Genomic DNA, 19,410 nt, shown 5'->3' on the forward strand with positions numbered 1-19,410 from the left:
CAAGGACAAATGATACTTTTCAGGTACTATCTGTCCTCAATCAATTAATCAATCTGTCTCCTAATGCAAAAAGAAGTTAAAGAGCGCTCAAATCTCGCGCTAGTCGCCGCTGTTCAATTACCTAACGTGAGTGATGCTGAGTTTGAAGCCTCGTTAACCGAGCTGCGCGAACTTGCAAAAACCTTAGGCTATGAAGTGGTGAAAACCTTTGTGCAGAAGCGTGCCGGGTTTGATATCAAAGCCTATCTAGGCGAAGGCAAACGAGAAGAGATTCGCGCTTTTGTGAACCATGAGTCATATGATATTGAGTTTGATAAAGCACCGGCCAATCTCAATGATTGGGAAATTGACACCGTACTGGTTGACCATGAAATCTCACCATCACAGGCGCGTAATCTTGAAAAAGAAGTAGGCTGTGAGGTGATGGACCGCACCATGGTGATTCTGGAGATTTTTCACCGTAATGCACGCTCACGTGCCGCACGTGCACAAGTTGAAATTGCACGTTTAGGTTATATGGCACCACGTTTGCGTGAGGCAGCTAAGCTGGCTGGCCCACAAGGCAGGCAGCGTAGTGGTGAAGGCGGCCGTGGTGCCGGTGAGTCACATACTGAATTAGATAGACGTAAAATCCGCGACCGCATTGCTGAACTGCAGCAAGATATTCTCGCGATGGAAGCAGAGCGTAAAACGCAACGTGCGCGCAGGCAAGGGCGCCAAGGGATGGCAGGCGTGGCACTGGTTGGTTACACCAACGCAGGTAAATCTACCTTGATGCGAGCGCTAACAGGTAGTGAAGTGCTGGTCGCCAATAAGCTGTTTGCAACACTGGATACCACAGTGCGCGCGCTCTATCCGGAGAGCATCCCCCGTATTCTGGTGAGCGATACGGTAGGCTTTATTAAAAATCTGCCGCATGGTTTGGTTGCGTCATTTAAATCGACCCTAGACGAGGCGTTAGATGCATCGCTGTTGCTGCACGTGATTGATGCCAGTGATCCTGGTTTTGAGCGCCAGCTTGAAGTCACCAACGAGGTGCTTAGCGAGATTGGCGCAGATGATGTGCCGCGTATCCGTGTTTTTAATAAAATTGATTATGTCGGCGATGAGGCAGCGCAGGCTGAGATGATACTCACGCTGCAAAGCCGCTACCCAGATTGTGTGGTGATGAGTGCGAAGCGGCCTGATGATGTAGCGCAGCTACATAAAAAGATAGTCACGTTTTATCAGCAGGATCAAATTGAAGCAGAGCTATTTATACCGTGGGATGCGCAGCAGTTGCGTAAGGATATCTATGCAACTTGTCAGGTATTGGCGGAGACCTCTGATCATACAGGTGCGTTTTTTAAAGTGCGTGGTGAAGTGGACGCCGTTAAGAAACTGAGCGAAAGCGTGAAATTAGTTTAACGTGAAGTTAGTTTGTGTGGCGTTGAGTAGCTGTTCGAACTGATCGACAGTAACTGGTTTTGAGTACAAGTAACCTTGTCCAAAGTCGCAGTCGGCGTTGCGTAACAAATCGCGTTGCTGATCAGTTTCAACCCCTTCAGCAATCACCTTCATACCTAGTTTGTGTGACATTTCGATAATCGCCTCACAGAGTACCATGTCGCTTGAGTTCGGGATGATATTAGAAGTAAAAGAGCGATCAATTTTCACAAAATCAATATCGAACTTTCTGAGGTAAGCCAGAGATGAATAACCGGTGCCAAAGTCATCAATCGCGATTTTCATTCCAGCTTCTCTAAATGCATTTAACTGACTTACCACAGAGTCTCTGGCATCTAACAGCAAACCTTCAGTAATCTCGACAATAAAATTTTCACCAGATAATCCTAGCTGCTCTAAGCGTTCTATCCAATTAGAACAGTTGTCGTGCACGCTTCTAAACTGCACCGGTGATTTATTGACGCTTATTTGCAGATTAGGGTAGTGCTGCTTCCATTTCGTCATTTGATTGGCAACTTCATTAAACAGCCAGTCACCAATATCTACAATTAGGCCTGTATCTTCAGCCACAGGGATAAAGTCATTAGGACTCACCAATCCACGCGTTGGGTGCTGCCAGCGGATAAGGGCTTCCGCTTTAAAAATTGCACCTGTTGCCAGCTCTACAATCGGCTGGTAGTAAACGCGGAACTGATTGTCATTTAATGCGCCCCATAAATCACTGATGAGACGCATACGTTTTAGAGCTTCTTCCTGCATCATCGGTGTGAAGTATTGGTAGCGATTACGTCCTTGCTCTTTTGCCACGTACATGGCTTGGTCAGCATTTTTGAGCAGTAGCTCCACCTCGGTGCCATCTTTTGGATAGTTGCTAATCCCAATGCTGGTGCTTACGTGGATGACTTCATCGCCGAGATGAAATGGGGTTGTCAGTTGATTTAAAATGTCTTGGGCAATGCGCTCGATATTCACTTGGCTGTTAATATCGTTAAGAATAATGGTGAACTCATCACCACCCATGCGCGCCACAGTGTCAGACTCGCGCACGCAGCTTTCTAGGCGCCGCGCTACATCTTTCAGCAGCATATCGCCAATATCGTGCCCAAGGGAATCGTTTACTTCTTTGAACTTATCCAAATCTAAAAACATCAGCGTCACAATTTGCCCGGTGCGCTGTGCTTTTTTTATATCTTGTTTAAATCGATCAAGAAACAGCACGCGGTTGGGTAAGCCGGTTAACTGGTCATAGTGCGCTAAATGGGTGACTTGTGCTTCTGAGGTCTTGCGGTTGGTAATGTCGGAGTGAGTACCAATCATTCTTAGTGGTTTTCCATCCGCAGACCTGCTCACCGTCATGCCGCGTGCTAATGTCCATTTCCATGAGCCATCTTTGCAACGTAGGCGAAACTCAGAAATGTACACATCACTATTGCCTGAGAGGTAATTTTGAACATCACTAATCAGTATTGCCAAGTCATTAGGGTGTACTAATTGCCTACCAGCAGCCGCAGTCGGGGCGATTTCATTTTCAGCATAGCCGTAAATTTGGCTCCAACGGGGAGAGCGGTACACATGGTCGCTCGGCAGGTCCCAGTCCCACACCCCATCGCCAGAACCTTCCAGCGCAAACTTCCAGCGCTCTTCACTTGCTTGTAGCGATTGTTCTATGGATTGTTGCTGTTTTAGGGTTCTGCGAACAAGCGAATACAGCAGCAAGGCAGTGATGAAAATAAAGGCGACACCCTTATAGGTGTTTAGTATCGAAAACTCTTCATAACTGGAAATCAGGCTAAATAGGGCGGAGTCTGTACCAAAAATCCAAATCAAACCAAATGCAAGGTAAATGCAGACAATGCGTAATACAATCAAATCTAATTTGGAGATTCTTTTACGGAAAAACTGGTTCACTGCATTAAGCCTTTGCCAACATATGCAAGCATTGTAAAGCGATTTGATATAGATACAAGATTTAGTTGTATGTTTCTATGGCGATTTTGAGTCGCTATTATCATCAGATAGAGGCCTGATTAAATGAAGTTTATATGACAGTTTTAAGTTCGATGTGGGTGGTGTGCCTCGACAGATTAGGTTATGTTTGATTATCACTAAGACGATTACAACTAAGACGGATTACTGCTGAACCATTGGCGCGCTTTTGTGCATTGACACAAGCGCGCCAAGTTTTTTATACAAACTCTTTCAGTAGGCTTTTCACAAAGTCGGCCCGTAGGTTGATGGCTTCTAGTGCGATAGCAACTCTTAGTTTATCTGGTCCATTCATGCGGCATCGTTTATCGCGTTGCAGTAAGTTAATTAGTTTTAACGGGTCTATATCGGCTCTAGGGTTAAACTGTAGTTGAATCGCTGCATCCGACGCATCAATTTTAATAATCCCCAGCGGTTTAGCGGCGATGCGTAGGCGATGGCAAGCCATTAAAGCCTCACCTTGCTCGGGTAGCAAGCCAAAACGATCAATCAGCTCCTCTTGCAGGTTATCTAAGGTGTCGTCATCGTTGCAATTCGCCAACCGTTTATAAATCACTAGGCGCTCGTGTACATCCGGGCAGTAATCGTTAGTGAGTAGTGCAGGGGTGTGCAGATTAATTTCTGTGGTGACGCCCAGTGGTGCATTCAGGTCCGGCTCTTTGCCAGCTTTCAGCTGTTTTACTGCATGGTTCAACATATCGGCATATAAATTAAAGCCGATTTCCTGCATTTCACCGCTTTGTGAATCGCCTAGCAATTCACCTGCGCCACGAATCTCTAAGTCATGCATTGCTAAGTGGAAACCTGCGCCCAAATCCTCCATTAGCTGAATCGCATCCAAGCGTTTTTGCGCCTGAACCGTGATTTTACGGCCGGCTTCTGTGAGCAGGTAAGCATAAGCCTGATGGTGCGAGCGCCCGACACGGCCGCGTAGTTGGTGCATCTGTGCTAGGCCAAACATGTCAGCCTTGTTCATGATAATGGTGTTGGCGGTGGGTACATCAATACCGGTTTCAATAATAGTGGTGCATAGCAACAGATTATAGCGCTGGTGGTAAAAATCACGCATCACATGCTCTAGCTCGCGTTCGCGTAATTGACCGTGTGCAACGGCAATACGTGCATCGGGCAGAATACGCTCAAGTTTCTCGCGCATGGAGTGTATCGTATCTACTTCATTGTGCAGGAAGTACACCTGACCACCACGTTTAAACTCACGGGTCACCGCTTCGCGGATAATGCCTTCTGAGTATTCGGTATGGAATGTTTTAATGCTTAAGCGCTTCTGCGGCGGGGTGGCAATCACACTAAACTCGCGTAAGCCCTCCATTGCCATGCTTAATGTGCGTGGAATCGGGGTGGCCGTGAGTGTGAGTACATCCACCTCAGCACGCAGCGCCTTGAGCTGCTCTTTTTGGCGTACGCCAAAGCGGTGTTCTTCATCCAGAATCACTAGACCTAAGTTTTTAAACTTCACGTCTTTTTGAATCAGGCGATGAGTCCCGATAATAATGTCGATTTCTCCCGCTTCTAACCCACGCAGAGCTTCTGCTTGTTCTTTTGCAGTTCTGAAACGTGAGATTTCAGCAATTTTGATCGGCCATTCGGCAAAGCGGTCACTAAAGTTATTAAAGTGCTGTTCGGCAAGTAAGGTGGTTGGCACCAATACGGCAACCTGACGCCCACCCATGACGGCAACAAATGCCGCACGTAGCGCAACCTCAGTTTTACCAAAGCCAACATCGCCACATACCAGCCTGTCCATCGGCCGGCCAGACTGCATGTCTTTGATGACGTTTTCAATCGCTTCCAGCTGGTCTGCGGTTTCCTCAAAAGGAAAGCCTTCGCAGAACGCTTCGTAGTCTTGCAGGCTTAAGGTAAACGCATGGCCGCGTCTGGCCGCACGCTGCGCATACAGGTTAAGTAACTCTGCCGCCGTATCGCGGATTTGTTTAAGCGCTTTTTTCTTTGCTTTTTCCCAGCTGCCGCTGCCTAAGCGGTGTAATGGTGCAGATTCCGGTGGGCCACCTGAGTAGCGTGAGATAAGAAATAGCTGTGAAACCGGTACATACAGTTTGTCGTCACCGTAATACTCTAATAGCAAGAACTCTGTTTCACCTTCGCCTAGGTCAAGGTTCATCAAACCTTTATAACGGCCTACCCCATGCTGCTCGTGCACGACTGGGTCGTTGATGCGTAGCTCAGATAAGTCTTTGAGCATGCCTTCTGTGCTACGGGCTTTTTCTTTCTCACGGCGGCGCTGTTGGCGCACGGTTGCCGCGTAGAGCTCGGCTTCGGTAATAATGGCAATGGTTTGCGCATGGTTGTCGCTAAACACCACACCGCGATGCAGCGTGCTGACGCCCAACATCACGTGCGCATCGCTGGCTTGGAAATCAGCCCAGGTTTCACAAATGGCGACTTTTAAACCATGCTCTGCAAATAGTTGCGTCATGGTTTCTCGACGCCCTAGGCTTTCTGCCACAATCAGGATACGCCCCTTAAATTGACTGATGAATTCGGTCAGCTTATGTAAAGGTTGCTCTGCGCGGCGCTCGATATCGAGTGCTGGTAAGTTGATTGTTGTCTTACCAACGTCTAGATTACCTGTGGTGAGTACCACTCTGGCAAATGTATGCGTAGCACTGAAGAAGTCTTCAGTTTTAATCAGTAGATTTTCTGGCGGCAGTAACGGGCGCTCCGCATCATGTGCTAAGGTGCGGTAGCGCGATTGCGCCTCTCGCCAAAACTGCTGTGCACTTGAGTCAAGGTCACCATGCAGGCACAACAGGCTATCTGGCGCTAGGTAGTCTAGCAATGTGGCAGTTTGTTCAAAGAACAAAGGTAAATACCATTCAATACCGCCGGATGCGATGCCTTTGCTCACGTCTTTATAGATTTTTGCGCGTTGTGGGTCACCTTCAAACGCTTCGCGGAACTGGCTACGGAATAGCGCAATGCCGGCTTCATCTAATGGAAACTCGCGTGCTGGCAGCAACCTGATTTCTGGTACTGGGTAGAGGCTACGCTGCGTATCTACATCAAAAGTACGGATCGTTTCAATTTCATCATCAAACAAATCAATACGGTAGGGCAGGGCTGAGCCCATTGGGAATAAGTCCACTAAGCCACCACGCACACTGAACTCGCCGTGTGAGATTACCTGAGTTACATGGTGATAGCCTGCTTCTGCGCACTGCAGCCTCAGTGCTTCAATATCTAATGTCTGCCCTTTTTTGAGCATAAAAGTATTGGCGCTTAAATAAGCTTTAGGGCTTAAGCGAATCAGTGCGGTTGCCAATGGCACAATCACAACATCAAAAGCGTTCTGCGCAATATGATAGAGCGTAGTGAGGCGGTCAGAAATTAAATCTGGGTGTGGTGAAAATTGGTCATAAGGCAGCGTTTCCCAATCCGGTAATAAATGTACGGATAAATCAGGCGCAAAATACGGAATCTCTTCTAGCAGCCTTTGTGCATCAAAGCCGCCAGCCGTGATAATCACTAATGGCTGGTGCGGTTTTTGCGCTTTTGACGCGGTTGCTAACATCGCTAGTGCAAACGCATCTTCGCCACTGTTTGCGAGTGTTAGTCGGTTGGCTTGGCCTTTATTGGGAATTGGCAGGGTATTCTGCGTCATGAGCTTATGATTTTGTTGCGATGGAAAAGGGCAGATTATAACGGCTGTTAGCGGGTAACCGTTATAAAATCTGCGTTAATTTAGGCAGTACCGCCGACCGTTAAGCCGTCAATTTTCAGGGTTGGCTGTCCAACACCAACCGGTACGCTTTGCCCCTCTTTGCCACAAGTGCCAACCCCTGAATCCAAGGCCATATCATTACCGATCATCGATACTCTTTTTAACACTTCTGGGCCATTGCCAATCAAGGTTGCGCCTTTCACTGGGTAGGTGATTTTGCCATCTTCAATCATATAAGCTTCTGCGGCACTAAATACAAATTTGCCGCTAGTGATGTCAACTTGGCCGCCACCAAAGTTGGCTGCGTATAAACCTTTTTTAACTGATTTGATGATTTCCTCAGGTGGTAGTGTGCCATTGAGCATATAGGTGTTAGTCATACGAGGCATTGGTACATGCGCGTAACTTTCGCGGCGTGCATTGCCTGTTAATGGCATATTCATCAGGCGTGCATTGAGCGTGTCTTGAATATAGCCACGCAAGATGCCGTCTTCAATCAATACGGTTTTATTGGTAGGGTTGCCTTCATCATCTACGCTGAGGGAGCCGCGGCGATCCGCAATCGTGCCATCATCCACAATGGTGATGCCTTTGGCAGCTACTTGCTGCCCAATCATATTACTAAATGCAGAACTGCCTTTGCGATTAAAGTCGCCTTCTAAACCGTGACCTATCGCCTCATGCAACAAAATGCCAGGCCAGCCAGCGCCTAAAACTACCGTCATGCTGCCAGCGGGGGCAGGGCGCGCCTCTAAGTTAACCAGTGCCTGATGCACAGCTTTTTGTGCATACTCATGCAAGATTTCATCGGTAAAGTAGCTGTAATCAAAACGGCCACCACCACCAGCAGAGCCTTGTTCACGACGGCCATTGCTTTCGGCAATCACGTTAATACCTACACGGACTAATGGACGAATATCTGCCGCCATCACACCATCATGGCGAGCCACCATCACTACTTCATATTCGCCGGCAATAGATGCAGTGACTTGTGTGATGCGTGGGTCTAGTTTTCTTGCGATTGACTCCAAATGTTCTAATAGTTTTACTTTTGCATCTGCCGAGAGCGATGCAATCGGGTCTTGCGGTAAATATAACTGTGGAGTTTGTGGCTTGATGATAGCGCTGGCGGTTTGCTCATTACCCAAGCTAGAAATGGATTTAGTGGCCTTCGCTGCCTCTACCAAGGCTTTTAAATTAATATCATCCGAATAAGCAAAAGCAGTTTTTTCACCACTTACCGCACGCACACCTACGCCCTGGTCTATGGAGAAATTACCCGATTTAACCTGGCCTTCTTCCAGCCCCCAGCTTTCGCTACGGCTATATTGAAAGTACAAGTCGGCATAGTCGATTTGATGAGACATCATATCGGCGAGCACGTTTTGCAGTTTCGCTACATCCAGATTAGCCGGTGCAAGTAGCGCCTCTGTTGCGGCATCGAAATGCGAGCCTTTAGTTAACTGGGCGTTTGGTTGTGTTTCTTGCGTTTTCATGGGTTTCTTTTCAAAAAGAACTCGGTAAATACTTGAGCTTATATGGCAATAAGCTATTAGGTTTGTTAGCTAATGGATATGCACCATGCGGCCATCATCACAATTGGGGCAGGGTGTTACATGACGCTAGTTATTTTAATCCCTAGCGTTACGTTACAAGCGATATTCATTTGTAACGTAACGGGTCAGCTTGATACTTAGCGCTATTGTTGTCCGACAACCTTAATAGTGCGATGTTTCAGTGCAGGTAAACTTTTTCTTAAACTTTCTTGATAGGTTGGGTTCATGGTAGCCATGACCACACCTGAACCACGCGGTAATCTATCCAGCACTACACCCCATGGATCGACAATCATGCTGTTACCGTGCGTTTCGCGGCCTGATATATGGTAGCCACCTTGTGCTGGCGCAATGACATAGCTTAAGTTTTCAATTGCGCGTGCGCGGATTAAGCTTTCCCAGTGAGCTTTACCTGTGGTGTCGGTGAATGCGGAAGGTACCACAATGATATTTACTTCACCCATGGCTCTATATAACTCAGGGAAACGCAGGTCGTAGCAAATCGATAGGCCAATTTTGCCAAATGGGCTGTCAATCACTTTGACCGTATCGCCAGCTTCAATCGTTTTTTCTTCAGTGTAATGCTCATTGCCTAGTTTTAGACCAAACAGATGGATTTTATCGTAGCGCGCCACTTGCTTGCCTTTGTCGTCAAACACCAAACAGCTATTACGTACTTTATTCGGCACATTGCTGACTAAAGGCACAGAGCCGCCAATCAACCAGATTTTATGTTTTTTTGCAGTTTTGCTTAAAAAGTCTTGAATTGGGCCTTTGCCTTCTTCTTCACGCGCAGTGACTTTGTCAGACTCTTTTAAACCCATGATGGCAAAGTACTCAGGCAGTACAATTAATTTGGCACCTTGGTTAGCGGCAATTTCAATAAGACGCTCAGCCTCGCTCAAATTGGCGCTGACATGAGGGCCTGATGCCATTTGAATCGCTGCCATTTTGATAATGCCTTTAGCGGCATTTTGACTGCTGAGTTTTGCTTTGGTTGTTGTAACGCGAGAGGTGATAGCCATGTAATATCCAAATAGTTTTAAATTCTTCTTAAAGCCGATGGGCTGGCTTGTTTATTAACTAATTAATGAGCGGGTTGCTCTGACTCTTTTTCGACTCATCTTCAGGCTTCACTTCCTGTGGGTTGTCCCAAGTGCCAATGATTTCATAATCAGTTGATGCAATTTTATTTAAAGGGTCTTTCAATACCTTTTGAGCTAAAAATGCGACGGCCCCTACTAGTGGCCCACCAGCCAATGCAGCAAGCGAAATGCTATCACTAATCCTTGGCGAAACGTTAACAAAAAGATGTTGTGTTTCTTTGGGGATACTGATTTCACCTTTAATGCGCACATCCGCAGCCGGACCAGCCATTTTAAAGTTGTCGCTTCGCATCATGCCTTGGTCAATTTTAACGGTTGCATTGATTTTGTCAAAAGCAAAGCCATTGCTAAACAAGTCTCTAAAATCTAACGTCAGGCGCCGTGGTAAACTTTGCAAGCTGAGCAAGCCTAGTAATCGGCCTACGCCTGGCTGCACTTGTAAAATCTGGCCTTTACGCACATCAAATTTCAGCTCACCACTCAGGCGGGTAGTGTCAAATTGATGTGGGCTGCCTGGCCAACGTAGTTGTCCAGTGAGTTTGCCTTCTCCGTCCATAATCGTTTCTGCATAGCCAAGTCGCGCTAGCGTTTGGCCCAAATCTTTAATGTCCCAGCGCACATTAAGTGAGGTGTTAGCGTTTCTTACCCAGTTATTCCACTGTCCTTCTGCATTAATGGTGCCTTCTGGTGTGCTGAACTTGATTTTTTGAATATCCCAGTTGTCATTCTGAGGGTAAGCAATCAACTCTAAACTACCCAGATTTTTTTTCTGAAACACAAAGTTATCCGCGGTAATATCTAGCGCAGGATAATCCTGCGCTAACTTGGTAAATTGTTTTAAGTTTTTATTGTCCGTCGTATTGCTGGCAGATGATAGTTGGTCTGGCGCCGCTTCTGGAATCGTAAAGTTACTTAATCGTGCAATTAACTTACCATTTTTTTGATCAATCCATTGTAAGTTGCCCGTAATCTCTTTGCTTTGCAGTGTAATGCGTAAGTTATCCTCGTTGTTCAGTTCGGTAATGTTTACCTGATTAAGACGTCGGTTGAAAATATCGAGCGCTTTAATCGTGACTGCTACTTTTTGAATTGGCAGCTTCATTGACTGACTGGATGAGTCTGCGAGATTCTTCGCAACATAACGCCATGCATCTGCATTGAGATAATCTAGGTTACCGTTTAAAGCAATGCCAGCCGCTCTACCAGAGTCGTTGCTCACGGCAGGCTCTACTTTAATGTCGCTGCCAAGCTGAATGTTGGCATTATTCAGCTCAAACTTACCATCTTTTAAAATACTGGTGATTTTAGCGCCAGCTTTATTGCCAATATTGACAAAAATATAGCTGGTGTTTGTGTCTATTTTTTTATCAACACGTAAGCTGAGTGGCTGGTTGGCATTTTTATCAAATGGTGCAGGTAAGGCTGAGGTGATGCCGACTAAATCAGAGCGAATGCCTATGCTGACACGCGGCTTTTGAATCAATATATCGCCTAACCATTCGGTGCCGCCGCTGATGTAATCATTAGCTTTTGCCAATGAGTGGTCAGTTAGCATCTGTTTGACGCTACTGTCGCTCAGTCTGCCTCTTACCTGTACACGTACGGACTTGTCTTTCCCTGAGCTTAAATTAAATGCAAGCGGGGAGCCAAAGGCGTAAGCCTTCATGTTTTTAGCGCTCAGGCTCGCTTCTGTGAATTCCAAGTTACCGTTAATTTGCGTCAGTGTCGGAATGTCTTCACTTTCCATTTTGCCGTTGGTAATTTGGTAAATGCCTTTATATTTAGATGCATCTATGTCCGCAAGCGGGATACTTAAGCCTAAGCCAAGTTTGCCTGTGCCGCTGGTTTTAAGTGTATCGGTAAAGCCTTCTGTAAGCGTGTGTACCGGGCTTTTATTTACAAAAACAATGCCTTCGCTCACCGGGCCTTGTAGCTCGGATTGTACATTGAGAATAGGATAGTCAGCATCCAGTTGTGCGATGGTGGTTTTACTCTTAATAATTTGGTTGCCAAATATATGTCCGCTATGTGTATTGAGTTCCATGCGGTTGCCTTCAAACAGCAGGTCCAGGCCTAGTTTTTCAATCACGGGCCAGTCTGTCCCGTATTCTAAAAGCGCATCGCTCACCTTGGCGGTAACTCGGAATATCCCCAGTTTTGGGTCTGGGTGGTTTTTACTATCTACAAACGGGAAGTCTGCTAACCTGCCTTTAACGGTTACATTAATATCGTTAGCCTTGCCCTCTAGAATTGAAGTATCTAACCAGTTGATCGTGGCTTCACCCAGCATATTAGGGTAATAAAATTTAGCATATTTAGCATTGCCGTTATTGAACTTACCCTTTAAATCCAAGTAACCACCTTTTTTACCATCCATCAGATAGCTTGCATTTAGCGTGCCTGATAAATGCGGACTGCTCACCGTCAGTGCGTTAACGTCAATTTTGGTGTTATTGGGGTTGATGTTCCATGTGATTTTTCCCTCCAGTGTATCGAAAGGGATAGGCCAGCGTAATGTGTCTTTTGCATCCACGTGTGCTTGTTTGCTATCTAGTAACAAGGATCCTGATTTTTGATTTGCCTTAAACTCACCGGATAAATTGCTAAAGCCTGGTATTTGTTGGTAAGCGTTGGTGGTCAAGCGGTTAAATTTGGTCGTTACTTGGTAACTTTTGGTGATGTTGTTTTGAGCCTGCCATATCACATTCAGGTCTGTCAGCTCGCCTTGCGGATTAATCGCGCTGATAGGCGCAATGAGCTGTTCAGGGAGTGGTAATTGCGACAAGCTTGTCTGAATGTTAGTCAGACCCAAGTTAGGCATGGCTAAATTAAAATCTTGTTTACCGTCAATGGTTTGTGTGTAGTTGGCTTTTACATCTTTCAGGTTGAGGCCATTCATTGCGCTGGCGTTGAGCTCACTCACGCTTAGCGACTGACCAAATTTGGCAGGAGTGCCGAGTAGCTGGTTTTTGCTTAGATTTTTCCAAATAATATTCCCTGATAACTTGTCTAGTACCAGTGGTGCAAGATGATGCTTAGTTTGTAGCTGGATGTTTTCTAGTGCAACATGGCTATTGATGGATTGCACCTGATGATGTGAGAAATCAATATCAACATTGGTGCTACCGATGCCAGACTTAAGGTCAACCGGGTAATCTACCCAGGCTTTGTAAGCGGCTAGGTCTGCATTCTTGAGTTCTAAGTGTAAGTTGCCATGCCAGTTTTGGGTTTGGCGGACATCGCTACCATAAAAACTGCCGCTGACTTGCAGCGGGTGGCGGCTACCAGTCGATGGCAATGCATTTGCCGTGAAACTATGGTTTCGGACTAAACTTCTCCACGGCGGGCTGAGCACTTCTACATTTAGTTGGTTTAGGCTTAGCTCTGGTGCGCGTTTAAGTTCGTCCAGCCATAATACTTTTGCATTAGTGATGGCTAATTTATTCTGCCTTAATAACCAGTTGGTTAGGTCAGGGTTGGACTCCCCAGCCATGCTGATGCCTGCCACAAAGATTTCGCCATTGGCGGTGCGGCGTACCGTGAGTGCTGGCTCGCGAATAATGAGCTCGGCTAAATGTGGCTCTAGTAATGGTACGCTTAACCAAGACAAACGAACATCAATGGTTTTTAACTGTAGAGCGATGCGGTTTTCTGTGTCAAAGATATCAATCTTATTCAGCAGTAAGTGCGGATTGATTCCTTGCCAGTCAGCTTTGATATCGCCGATAGTGACTTTTTGCTTGGCAGACTTACTTGCAAAACCGGCGATTTCATCTTTATGCTGGCCGATATTTGGCATCAGCCAGAAATGAATCGTGAGTGCGATAGCCGTCACAATCACGGCTGAAATGCCAACTAGCCAAAGTAGCGCTCGATAAACCCAAAGTAGAGATTTTTTAACCATTGATTATGTGGGTTTTATTGTTAAATGTTTAGACCGCACATTTTACTTGAATATTGACAGTATTAATTGATATTCAAGGCCATGCAGTTGTAAAACTAGGTAAATTGATACAAATCTAGCTTAAAAATAAAAGAGTGTTTAAGACTATGCACGTTAATCATTTAGAATAACGGGTTTAGTCGGTTAGCGATTATTAATAGTCACATTTTCGCTACCTTAAATACATACATTAAGCCAACCGCATGTTGACCGGTGGGGCTCAATTTAATTCATTGGTTATCACTTGATTCAATTTAAACAACTTACATTAACACGCGGCCTTAAAATTTTAATTCAAGGTGCATCCATGCAACTGCACCCAGGCCATAAAGTTGGTTTGACTGGTGCCAATGGCGCTGGTAAGTCTTCTCTATTTGCTATGTTGCGCGGCGAAGTGCATCCTGAGCAGGGCGATTTGGAAATGCCAGCAAGTTGGGTGGTGGCGCATGTTGCGCAGGAGACTCCTGCGTTAGCCATGCCTGCCATTGAGTTTGTGCTGGATGGCGATGTTGAGTTGCGTGAAATTGAGGCCGCTTTAGTTGCCGCAGAGGCTAACCATCAAGGTGAGCTGATTGCAGAGTTGCATCAACGCCTTACCGATATTGAGGGCTACAGCGCAAGAGCGCGAGCTTCTGAACTGCTCAATGGTTTGGGCTTTAGCCAAGCTGCGCTTCAGCAGCCCGTATCTACGTTTTCTGGTGGCTGGCGTGTGCGCTTGAATTTAGCGCGTGCATTAATGTGCCGCTCAGACTTGCTATTACTGGATGAGCCTACTAACCACTTGGATCTGGATGCGGTGATTTGGCTGGAAGGCTGGTTGCAGAGCTATCGTGGTACTTTATTGCTTATCTCTCACGATAGGGATTTTTTAGATGCGATTGTGAATCACATTGCGCATATTGAGCAGCAAACACTGACCCTGTACCGTGGCGGATACTCAGATTTCGAGCGCCAACGTGCGGAGAAGCTTGCATTGCAGCAAGCCATGTTTGAGAAGCAGCAGCGTAAGGTTGCTCATTTACAAAGTTATATTGACCGTTTCCGTGTGCAGGCTACTAAGGCACGTCAGGCACAAAGCCGCATTAAAGCACTTGAACGTATGGAGATGATATCTGCTGCACATGTGGACTCACAGTTTGGGTTTGAGTTTAGAGCACCGATTGCTGCGCCAGATCCTTTGCTCGTGCTGGATGGTATGAGTGTCGGTTATCACGATAAGCCTTTAATCAGCAATATTGAATTAGCCATCAGGCCAGGTGAACGTATTGGCTTGCTAGGTAAAAACGGCGCAGGTAAAACCACACTGATTAAACTATTGGCCCATGAACTGGCGCCGTTAAGCGGCAAGCGGGTAGAAGGCAAAGACCTGAATATTGGTTATTTTGCACAGCATCAGCTGGAGCAATTACGCCCGGATGACTCACCGTTACAGCACATGATGAAATTAGACCCGCTTACGCGCGAGCAGGAGCACCTTAACTATTTAGGCGGTTTTGACTTTAAAGGCGATATGGCAAGGTCACCTTGCGCTAATTTTTCTGGTGGTGAAAAGTCACGACTAGCATTGGCTTTATTGATTTGGACTCGCCCGAACTTACTATTGCTCGATGAGCCGACCAACCATTTAGACCTTGAAATGCGCCACGCACTCACGCTTGCCTTACAGGATTTTGAAGGTGGTGTGATACTTGTGTCGCATGATCGTGCTTTGTTACGTGCGACATGCGATGAGTTTGTTTTAGTTGCAGATGGCAAAGCGGCGCCATTTGATGGTGATTTAGAAGATTACAGTCAATGGTTAAATGAGCAGCGCCTAAAAGAAAAGCAAGCCACGCAGGCGGTTGCCACTGATAAACCTAATAAAAATGACCGTGCGCTGAATAAAGCGGAGCGTCAGGCCAGAATTGCTGAGCGCCGCCCATTGCTGAAAGAGCTTGAGCAAATTGAGCGCAATATGGCACAGTGGCAGGCAGATAAAAAAGTGTGTGATGAGCAGTTGAATGATAGCGAGCTTTACACCAGTGCCGATAAGTCTGCTTTGCAAGCTTTGTTGAAAAAGCAAGCGGCTTTAACTCAGCAGTTAGAAACCGCAGAAGAGCGATGGTTGGTGTTGCATGAAATGCTAGAGGCAATACCTGCACTTGATTAACAGCAGTATGATTAATTATCAGTTTAAATGGCAGTTTATTTTGTTTAAGATTAATAAGGACCCCAAATGGAAATGACGTATTCACAACGCTTAAAGCTGATGCATGCATTGTGCTTGGCGGCAACGCATCGCGATGACGAAACACCTAATACTAATTTAGATGAATACGATGCATTGAACGCAGCCGATTACTTGAGCTGCTATGTGACATTTAAGGCGATTCAATCTGCTGACCGTTCACCTTTAGCTGAGCGCAGTGACAATTTTGATATGCTGAGCGTATATCAAGCGTTTGCGTTACTAAGTTATGCATTCTTTACAGCGCCACTCGTGCAGGAAGATATAAAACCTGATTTTTCAACCGCGCAAATTACCATTGCGAAAACGTTGTTTGCAGGCTTGCCTGATGCAGAACTGGTTGAGATTGTGGAATCTGGGCTTAATAAGTTTCAGTTAATTGCCGATGCAGAAGTAGAGCACTGGACGCAATTTAGAGAAAATGTCGATAAGTTGGTGATTGCATTGGTTGTCGCTGGTACGGACGATGATAGCCCGCATGGTGTGGAAGATGTGTTGCCAATCTTTGGTCAGTTGCTAAGCCAATTATGTGAGGCATTTGAAGGCGCCTGATTATCGTGCAATGAGCGCGCTGACTCACAGTGCCTTATAAGCAGCGTGCCTCTGTCATATTAATGCTGGGGTTGCGCGCTGCTTATCGTATCGATGATATTGCCTTCTAGAGTTTGGTGAATCTGCTCCATTAAAAAACTGGCGGATTCACGCCCAAGTTTAGATTCGCGCATTGCCATATGCCAGCTTGAAATGCACTGCCTTAAGCTGGTTTCATTCTCGCAGCTTTCAATTTTAGTTTTAATGCCGCGCCCCATCATGCCCAGATAGTCATCGGTGGCTTCAATCAGTATGCTTTTCACTGTAGCGAGCTTCGTCGGGCAGATTGGCGTTACTTGATCTGTCGTTTCGAGTAAAGAGATTGTGATTGGAGATGTTTGTGTGGCGGCTGATATGGCTTGCTGACCCCGTGGGCGTTGGATATAACCTTCGGACTCCAGCTTTTTAATCGTGTCTAGCAGTTGGTCCTGCTTAAAAAACTTGTTCAGATCATCCAGATTGCGTACGCCATTCACCAGTAATAACACTTGGCGTTCGCGCACACTCAATGTGCGTTGATTGCTGGCAAACTCGTTAAAACCACGCGTGGATTTTTCATACACCATGATGTTGATCTCATGTGAGCGCCGCCATCGACATACAATGGGGTAAGCGCGTAATGAGGTGCATCTTAGTGTGTGAATGTGAAGTTAAGGTGATGTTTTTATTTCACATTAATGACGATTGTGTGAATTAAAACGGTTGTCATTTAGATTGCGTGCTGCTTAGTTAAGTAGTGACTGCCAAACATCGCGCATTTGCGTTGACTACTGGTAATCGCCATCCAGATAAAACCAGCAATGATCAACTCGTTTAAAACGGCTGGTTTCCTGTAGTTTTTCTGCTTTTCCACCCAAATTGTTGGCATACTTATAACGCGCAACGAACTCGACCGTTGCATTGTCTGCATCTATATTTTGATACTGCTTCACCTGCAAGCCTAACCATTTGATTGCCTCTTGACCTTCTAAATTCAGGTCTTGTGGTCTGGAGTTCGAGTGCCAAGTGCGTAGCAGGTAATCTTTTAAATCAGGCTTGCTGCTTGCAAGCGCATAGGCGCTGTAACGTGAACGCATGAGCGCTTCCGCAGTGGGGGCCGGCGTGCCTAGGTGGTAAATCTCGCAGCATAAATGATATGGTTTGCCACTATCGCATGGGCACGGTGTCATGATTGTATGCTTTCTAGGATAGCCTCAAGGCTAATTGGCCTCTGCCTGAGATGAGATGATGCTTGATGCATCACCTCATTATTGTCAGGCTGTCTTGAGGCTAAAGTTAGGCAATTTCACGTGTTTCTAAAAATTGAATATCTGGATAACGTTCTTGTGCCATTTGCAGATTAACGCGGTTAGGCGCCAAGTACACATAATCATCGGCACCATCTAATGCCACGTTAAAGCCGTATTTATCTGCAATGGCCTTCAAATCGGCATCAGAGCCACGTAACCAGCGTGCGGTGTAGCAGTCGTATGGCTCAAACACCATATCCACGCTATATTCATGCTCCAGACGATGGGCGACCACCTCAAACTGCAGCATACCAACCGCACCTAAAATCAGATCGTTAGAAAGTAGAGGACGGAACAGTTGTGCGGCACCTTCTTCTGCCAACTGCTTTAGGCCAATTTGCAGTTGCTTCATTTTCATTGGGTTTTTAATGCGCGCACGGCGGAAAAACTCAGGTGCAAATGATGGAATCCCAGTAAATTTAAGGTTCTCGCCTTCAGAGAATGTATCGCCCAATTTCACAGTGCCGTGGTTCGGAATACCAATAATGTCGCCAGAGTAAGCTTCATCCATGGTGGTACGGTCTTGTGCCATAAAGGTGATGGCGTTGTTCACGCTCAAGGTTTTGCCGGTGGCCACTTGCTTCACTTTCATGCCACGTTCAAAACGGCCAGAACATACACGCAAGAACGCGATACGGTCACGGTGTTTCGGGTCCATATTCGCTTGAATTTTGAACACAAAGCCTGAAAACTTACCTTCATTAGCCTCTACAGGGCGGCTTGCCGTGTTACGAGATTGTGGCGGCGGAGATAAATCTACCACAGCATCCAGCAATGACTGCACGCCAAAGTTGTTAATTGCAGAGCCAAAAAATACTGGTGTTTGTTTACCGTTTAGATAGCGCTCTTTATCAAACTCATGGGATGCACCACGCACCAACTCAATATCAATACGCAGTTCCTCGGCTTGACGGCCTAATAGCTCATCAACGCGTGGGTTATCCAAACCTTTGATGGTTTCTGAGGTGCCTTTTTCTGCACGCGGGTCAAAGAATGAGATTTCATCGTTATACAGATGGTACACACCGCGGAAAGTTTTACCCATGCCGATCGGCCAGGTCATTGGCGCACATTCCATGCCTAGTGTGGTTTCAATTTCATCCAGCAACTCAATGGGCGGGCGGCTTTCACGGTCTAGTTTATTAATGAATGTGATAATAGGTGTGTCGCGCATACGGCACACGTTTAACAGTTTAATGGTTTGCGCTTCCACGCCGTTTACAGAGTCAATCACCATCACTGCAGAGTCTACAGCGGTTAATGTGCGGTAAGTATCTTCCGAAAAGTCATCATGGCCCGGGGTGTCCAGCAGGTTAATCATGTGCTCGCGGTAAGGGAACTGCATGACAGACGACGTGACGGAAATGCCGCGTTGTTTCTCTAACTCCATCCAGTCTGATGTCGCATGACGTGCTGCTTTACGGCCACGTACCTCACCAGCGACCTGAATTGCACCACCGAACCAAAGCAGTTTTTCGGTCAGTGTGGTTTTACCAGCATCGGGGTGAGAAATAATAGCAAAAGTACGGCGGCGGGAGATTTCGTCTTGAAGCGATGACATGTTTT

11 protein-coding genes are annotated in these 19,410 nt (G+C 46.3%); 3 read left to right on the forward strand and 8 right to left on the reverse strand.

Annotation, left to right across the window (positions count from 1 at the left end; translation table 11 throughout):
- The first annotated feature begins 63 nt into the window (after window positions 1–63).
- Entirely contained in the window at window positions 64–1,407 is a 1,344-nt protein-coding gene (gene hflX / locus C3Y98_RS01440; RefSeq protein WP_135276359.1) for a GTPase HflX, read from the forward strand.
- Here the strand turns inward: hflX and C3Y98_RS01445 are convergent.
- The 5 genes from C3Y98_RS01445 to C3Y98_RS01465 all read right to left on the reverse strand — a co-directional run bounded on the left by C3Y98_RS01445 (window position 1,399) and on the right by C3Y98_RS01465 (window position 13,698).
- Window positions 1,399–3,354 (reverse strand): putative bifunctional diguanylate cyclase/phosphodiesterase, encoded by a 1,956-nt coding sequence (locus C3Y98_RS01445; protein WP_135276360.1) that lies wholly within the window; start codon window positions 3,352–3,354, stop codon window positions 1,399–1,401. The two genes, hflX and C3Y98_RS01445, sit on opposite strands and share 9 nt — an antisense overlap.
- Window positions 3,355–3,631: 277 nt before the next feature.
- Window positions 3,632–7,072: a transcription-repair coupling factor gene (mfd, locus tag C3Y98_RS01450; RefSeq protein ID WP_135276361.1), complete on the reverse strand. Its 3,441-nt coding sequence runs from the start codon at window positions 7,070–7,072 to the stop codon at window positions 3,632–3,634.
- Window positions 7,073–7,152: 80 nt separating this feature from the next.
- Complete coding sequence (gene tldD, locus C3Y98_RS01455; protein WP_135276362.1) at window positions 7,153–8,628, reverse strand: metalloprotease TldD; 1,476 nt, start codon at window positions 8,626–8,628, stop codon at window positions 7,153–7,155.
- 203 nt (window positions 8,629–8,831) lie between these two features.
- Window positions 8,832–9,713, reverse strand: coding sequence for a carbon-nitrogen hydrolase family protein (locus C3Y98_RS01460; RefSeq protein ID WP_135276363.1), 882 nt, complete (start codon window positions 9,711–9,713; stop codon window positions 8,832–8,834).
- A gap of 58 nt (window positions 9,714–9,771) precedes the next feature.
- On the reverse strand, window positions 9,772–13,698 hold the full coding sequence (locus C3Y98_RS01465) for a YhdP family protein (protein WP_135276364.1): 3,927 nt from the start codon (window positions 13,696–13,698) through the stop codon (window positions 9,772–9,774).
- Window positions 13,699–13,981: 283 nt separating this feature from the next.
- Between C3Y98_RS01465 and C3Y98_RS01470 the strand changes: the two genes are divergently transcribed.
- Complete coding sequence (locus C3Y98_RS01470) at window positions 13,982–15,886, forward strand: ATP-binding cassette domain-containing protein (protein WP_135276365.1); 1,905 nt, start codon at window positions 13,982–13,984, stop codon at window positions 15,884–15,886.
- Between the two features lie 66 nt (window positions 15,887–15,952).
- The gene (locus C3Y98_RS01475) at window positions 15,953–16,516 is read left to right on the forward strand and encodes a hypothetical protein (RefSeq protein WP_209308720.1); all 564 of its coding nucleotides are present in this window, start codon (window positions 15,953–15,955) and stop codon (window positions 16,514–16,516) included.
- A gap of 59 nt (window positions 16,517–16,575) precedes the next feature.
- On the opposite strand, the gene C3Y98_RS01480 is transcribed toward C3Y98_RS01475, so the two are convergent.
- The 3 genes from C3Y98_RS01480 to C3Y98_RS01490 form a co-directional block, all read right to left on the reverse strand.
- Window positions 16,576–17,121 (reverse strand): hypothetical protein, encoded by a 546-nt coding sequence (locus C3Y98_RS01480; RefSeq protein ID WP_135276367.1) that lies wholly within the window; start codon window positions 17,119–17,121, stop codon window positions 16,576–16,578.
- Window positions 17,122–17,322: 201 nt separating this feature from the next.
- Window positions 17,323–17,724, reverse strand: coding sequence for a YchJ family protein (locus C3Y98_RS01485; RefSeq protein ID WP_135276368.1), 402 nt, complete (start codon window positions 17,722–17,724; stop codon window positions 17,323–17,325).
- A gap of 106 nt (window positions 17,725–17,830) precedes the next feature.
- Window positions 17,831–19,405 carry a peptide chain release factor 3 gene (locus C3Y98_RS01490; protein ID WP_135276369.1) on the reverse strand — a complete coding sequence of 525 codons (1,575 nt, stop codon included), beginning with the start codon at window positions 19,403–19,405 and terminating at the stop codon, window positions 17,831–17,833.
- Window positions 19,406–19,410 lie beyond the last annotated feature (5 nt).

The organism is Methylotenera oryzisoli, from assembly GCF_004661485.1.
Lineage (GTDB): Bacteria > Pseudomonadota > Gammaproteobacteria > Burkholderiales > Methylophilaceae > Methylotenera > Methylotenera oryzisoli.

What these genes read in the sequence shown, in the direction of transcription:
- hflX (WP_135276359.1), top strand. Translation starts at nt 64, where the DNA reads ATGCAAAAAGAAGTTAAAGAGCGCTCAAATCTCGCGCTAGTCGCCGCT.
- mfd (WP_135276361.1), bottom strand. Translation starts at nt 7,072, where the DNA reads ATGACGCAGAATACCCTGCCAATTCCCAATAAAGGCCAAGCCAACCGA.
- tldD (WP_135276362.1), bottom strand. Translation starts at nt 8,628, where the DNA reads ATGAAAACGCAAGAAACACAACCAAACGCCCAGTTAACTAAAGGCTCG.
- C3Y98_RS01460 (WP_135276363.1), bottom strand. Translation starts at nt 9,713, where the DNA reads ATGGCTATCACCTCTCGCGTTACAACAACCAAAGCAAAACTCAGCAGT.
- C3Y98_RS01465 (WP_135276364.1), bottom strand. Translation starts at nt 13,698, where the DNA reads ATGGTTAAAAAATCTCTACTTTGGGTTTATCGAGCGCTACTTTGGCTA.
- C3Y98_RS01475 (WP_209308720.1), top strand. Translation starts at nt 15,953, where the DNA reads ATGGAAATGACGTATTCACAACGCTTAAAGCTGATGCATGCATTGTGC.
- C3Y98_RS01480 (WP_135276367.1), bottom strand. Translation starts at nt 17,121, where the DNA reads ATGGTGTATGAAAAATCCACGCGTGGTTTTAACGAGTTTGCCAGCAAT.
- C3Y98_RS01485 (WP_135276368.1), bottom strand. Translation starts at nt 17,724, where the DNA reads ATGACACCGTGCCCATGCGATAGTGGCAAACCATATCATTTATGCTGC.
- C3Y98_RS01490 (WP_135276369.1), bottom strand. Translation starts at nt 19,405, where the DNA reads ATGTCATCGCTTCAAGACGAAATCTCCCGCCGCCGTACTTTTGCTATT.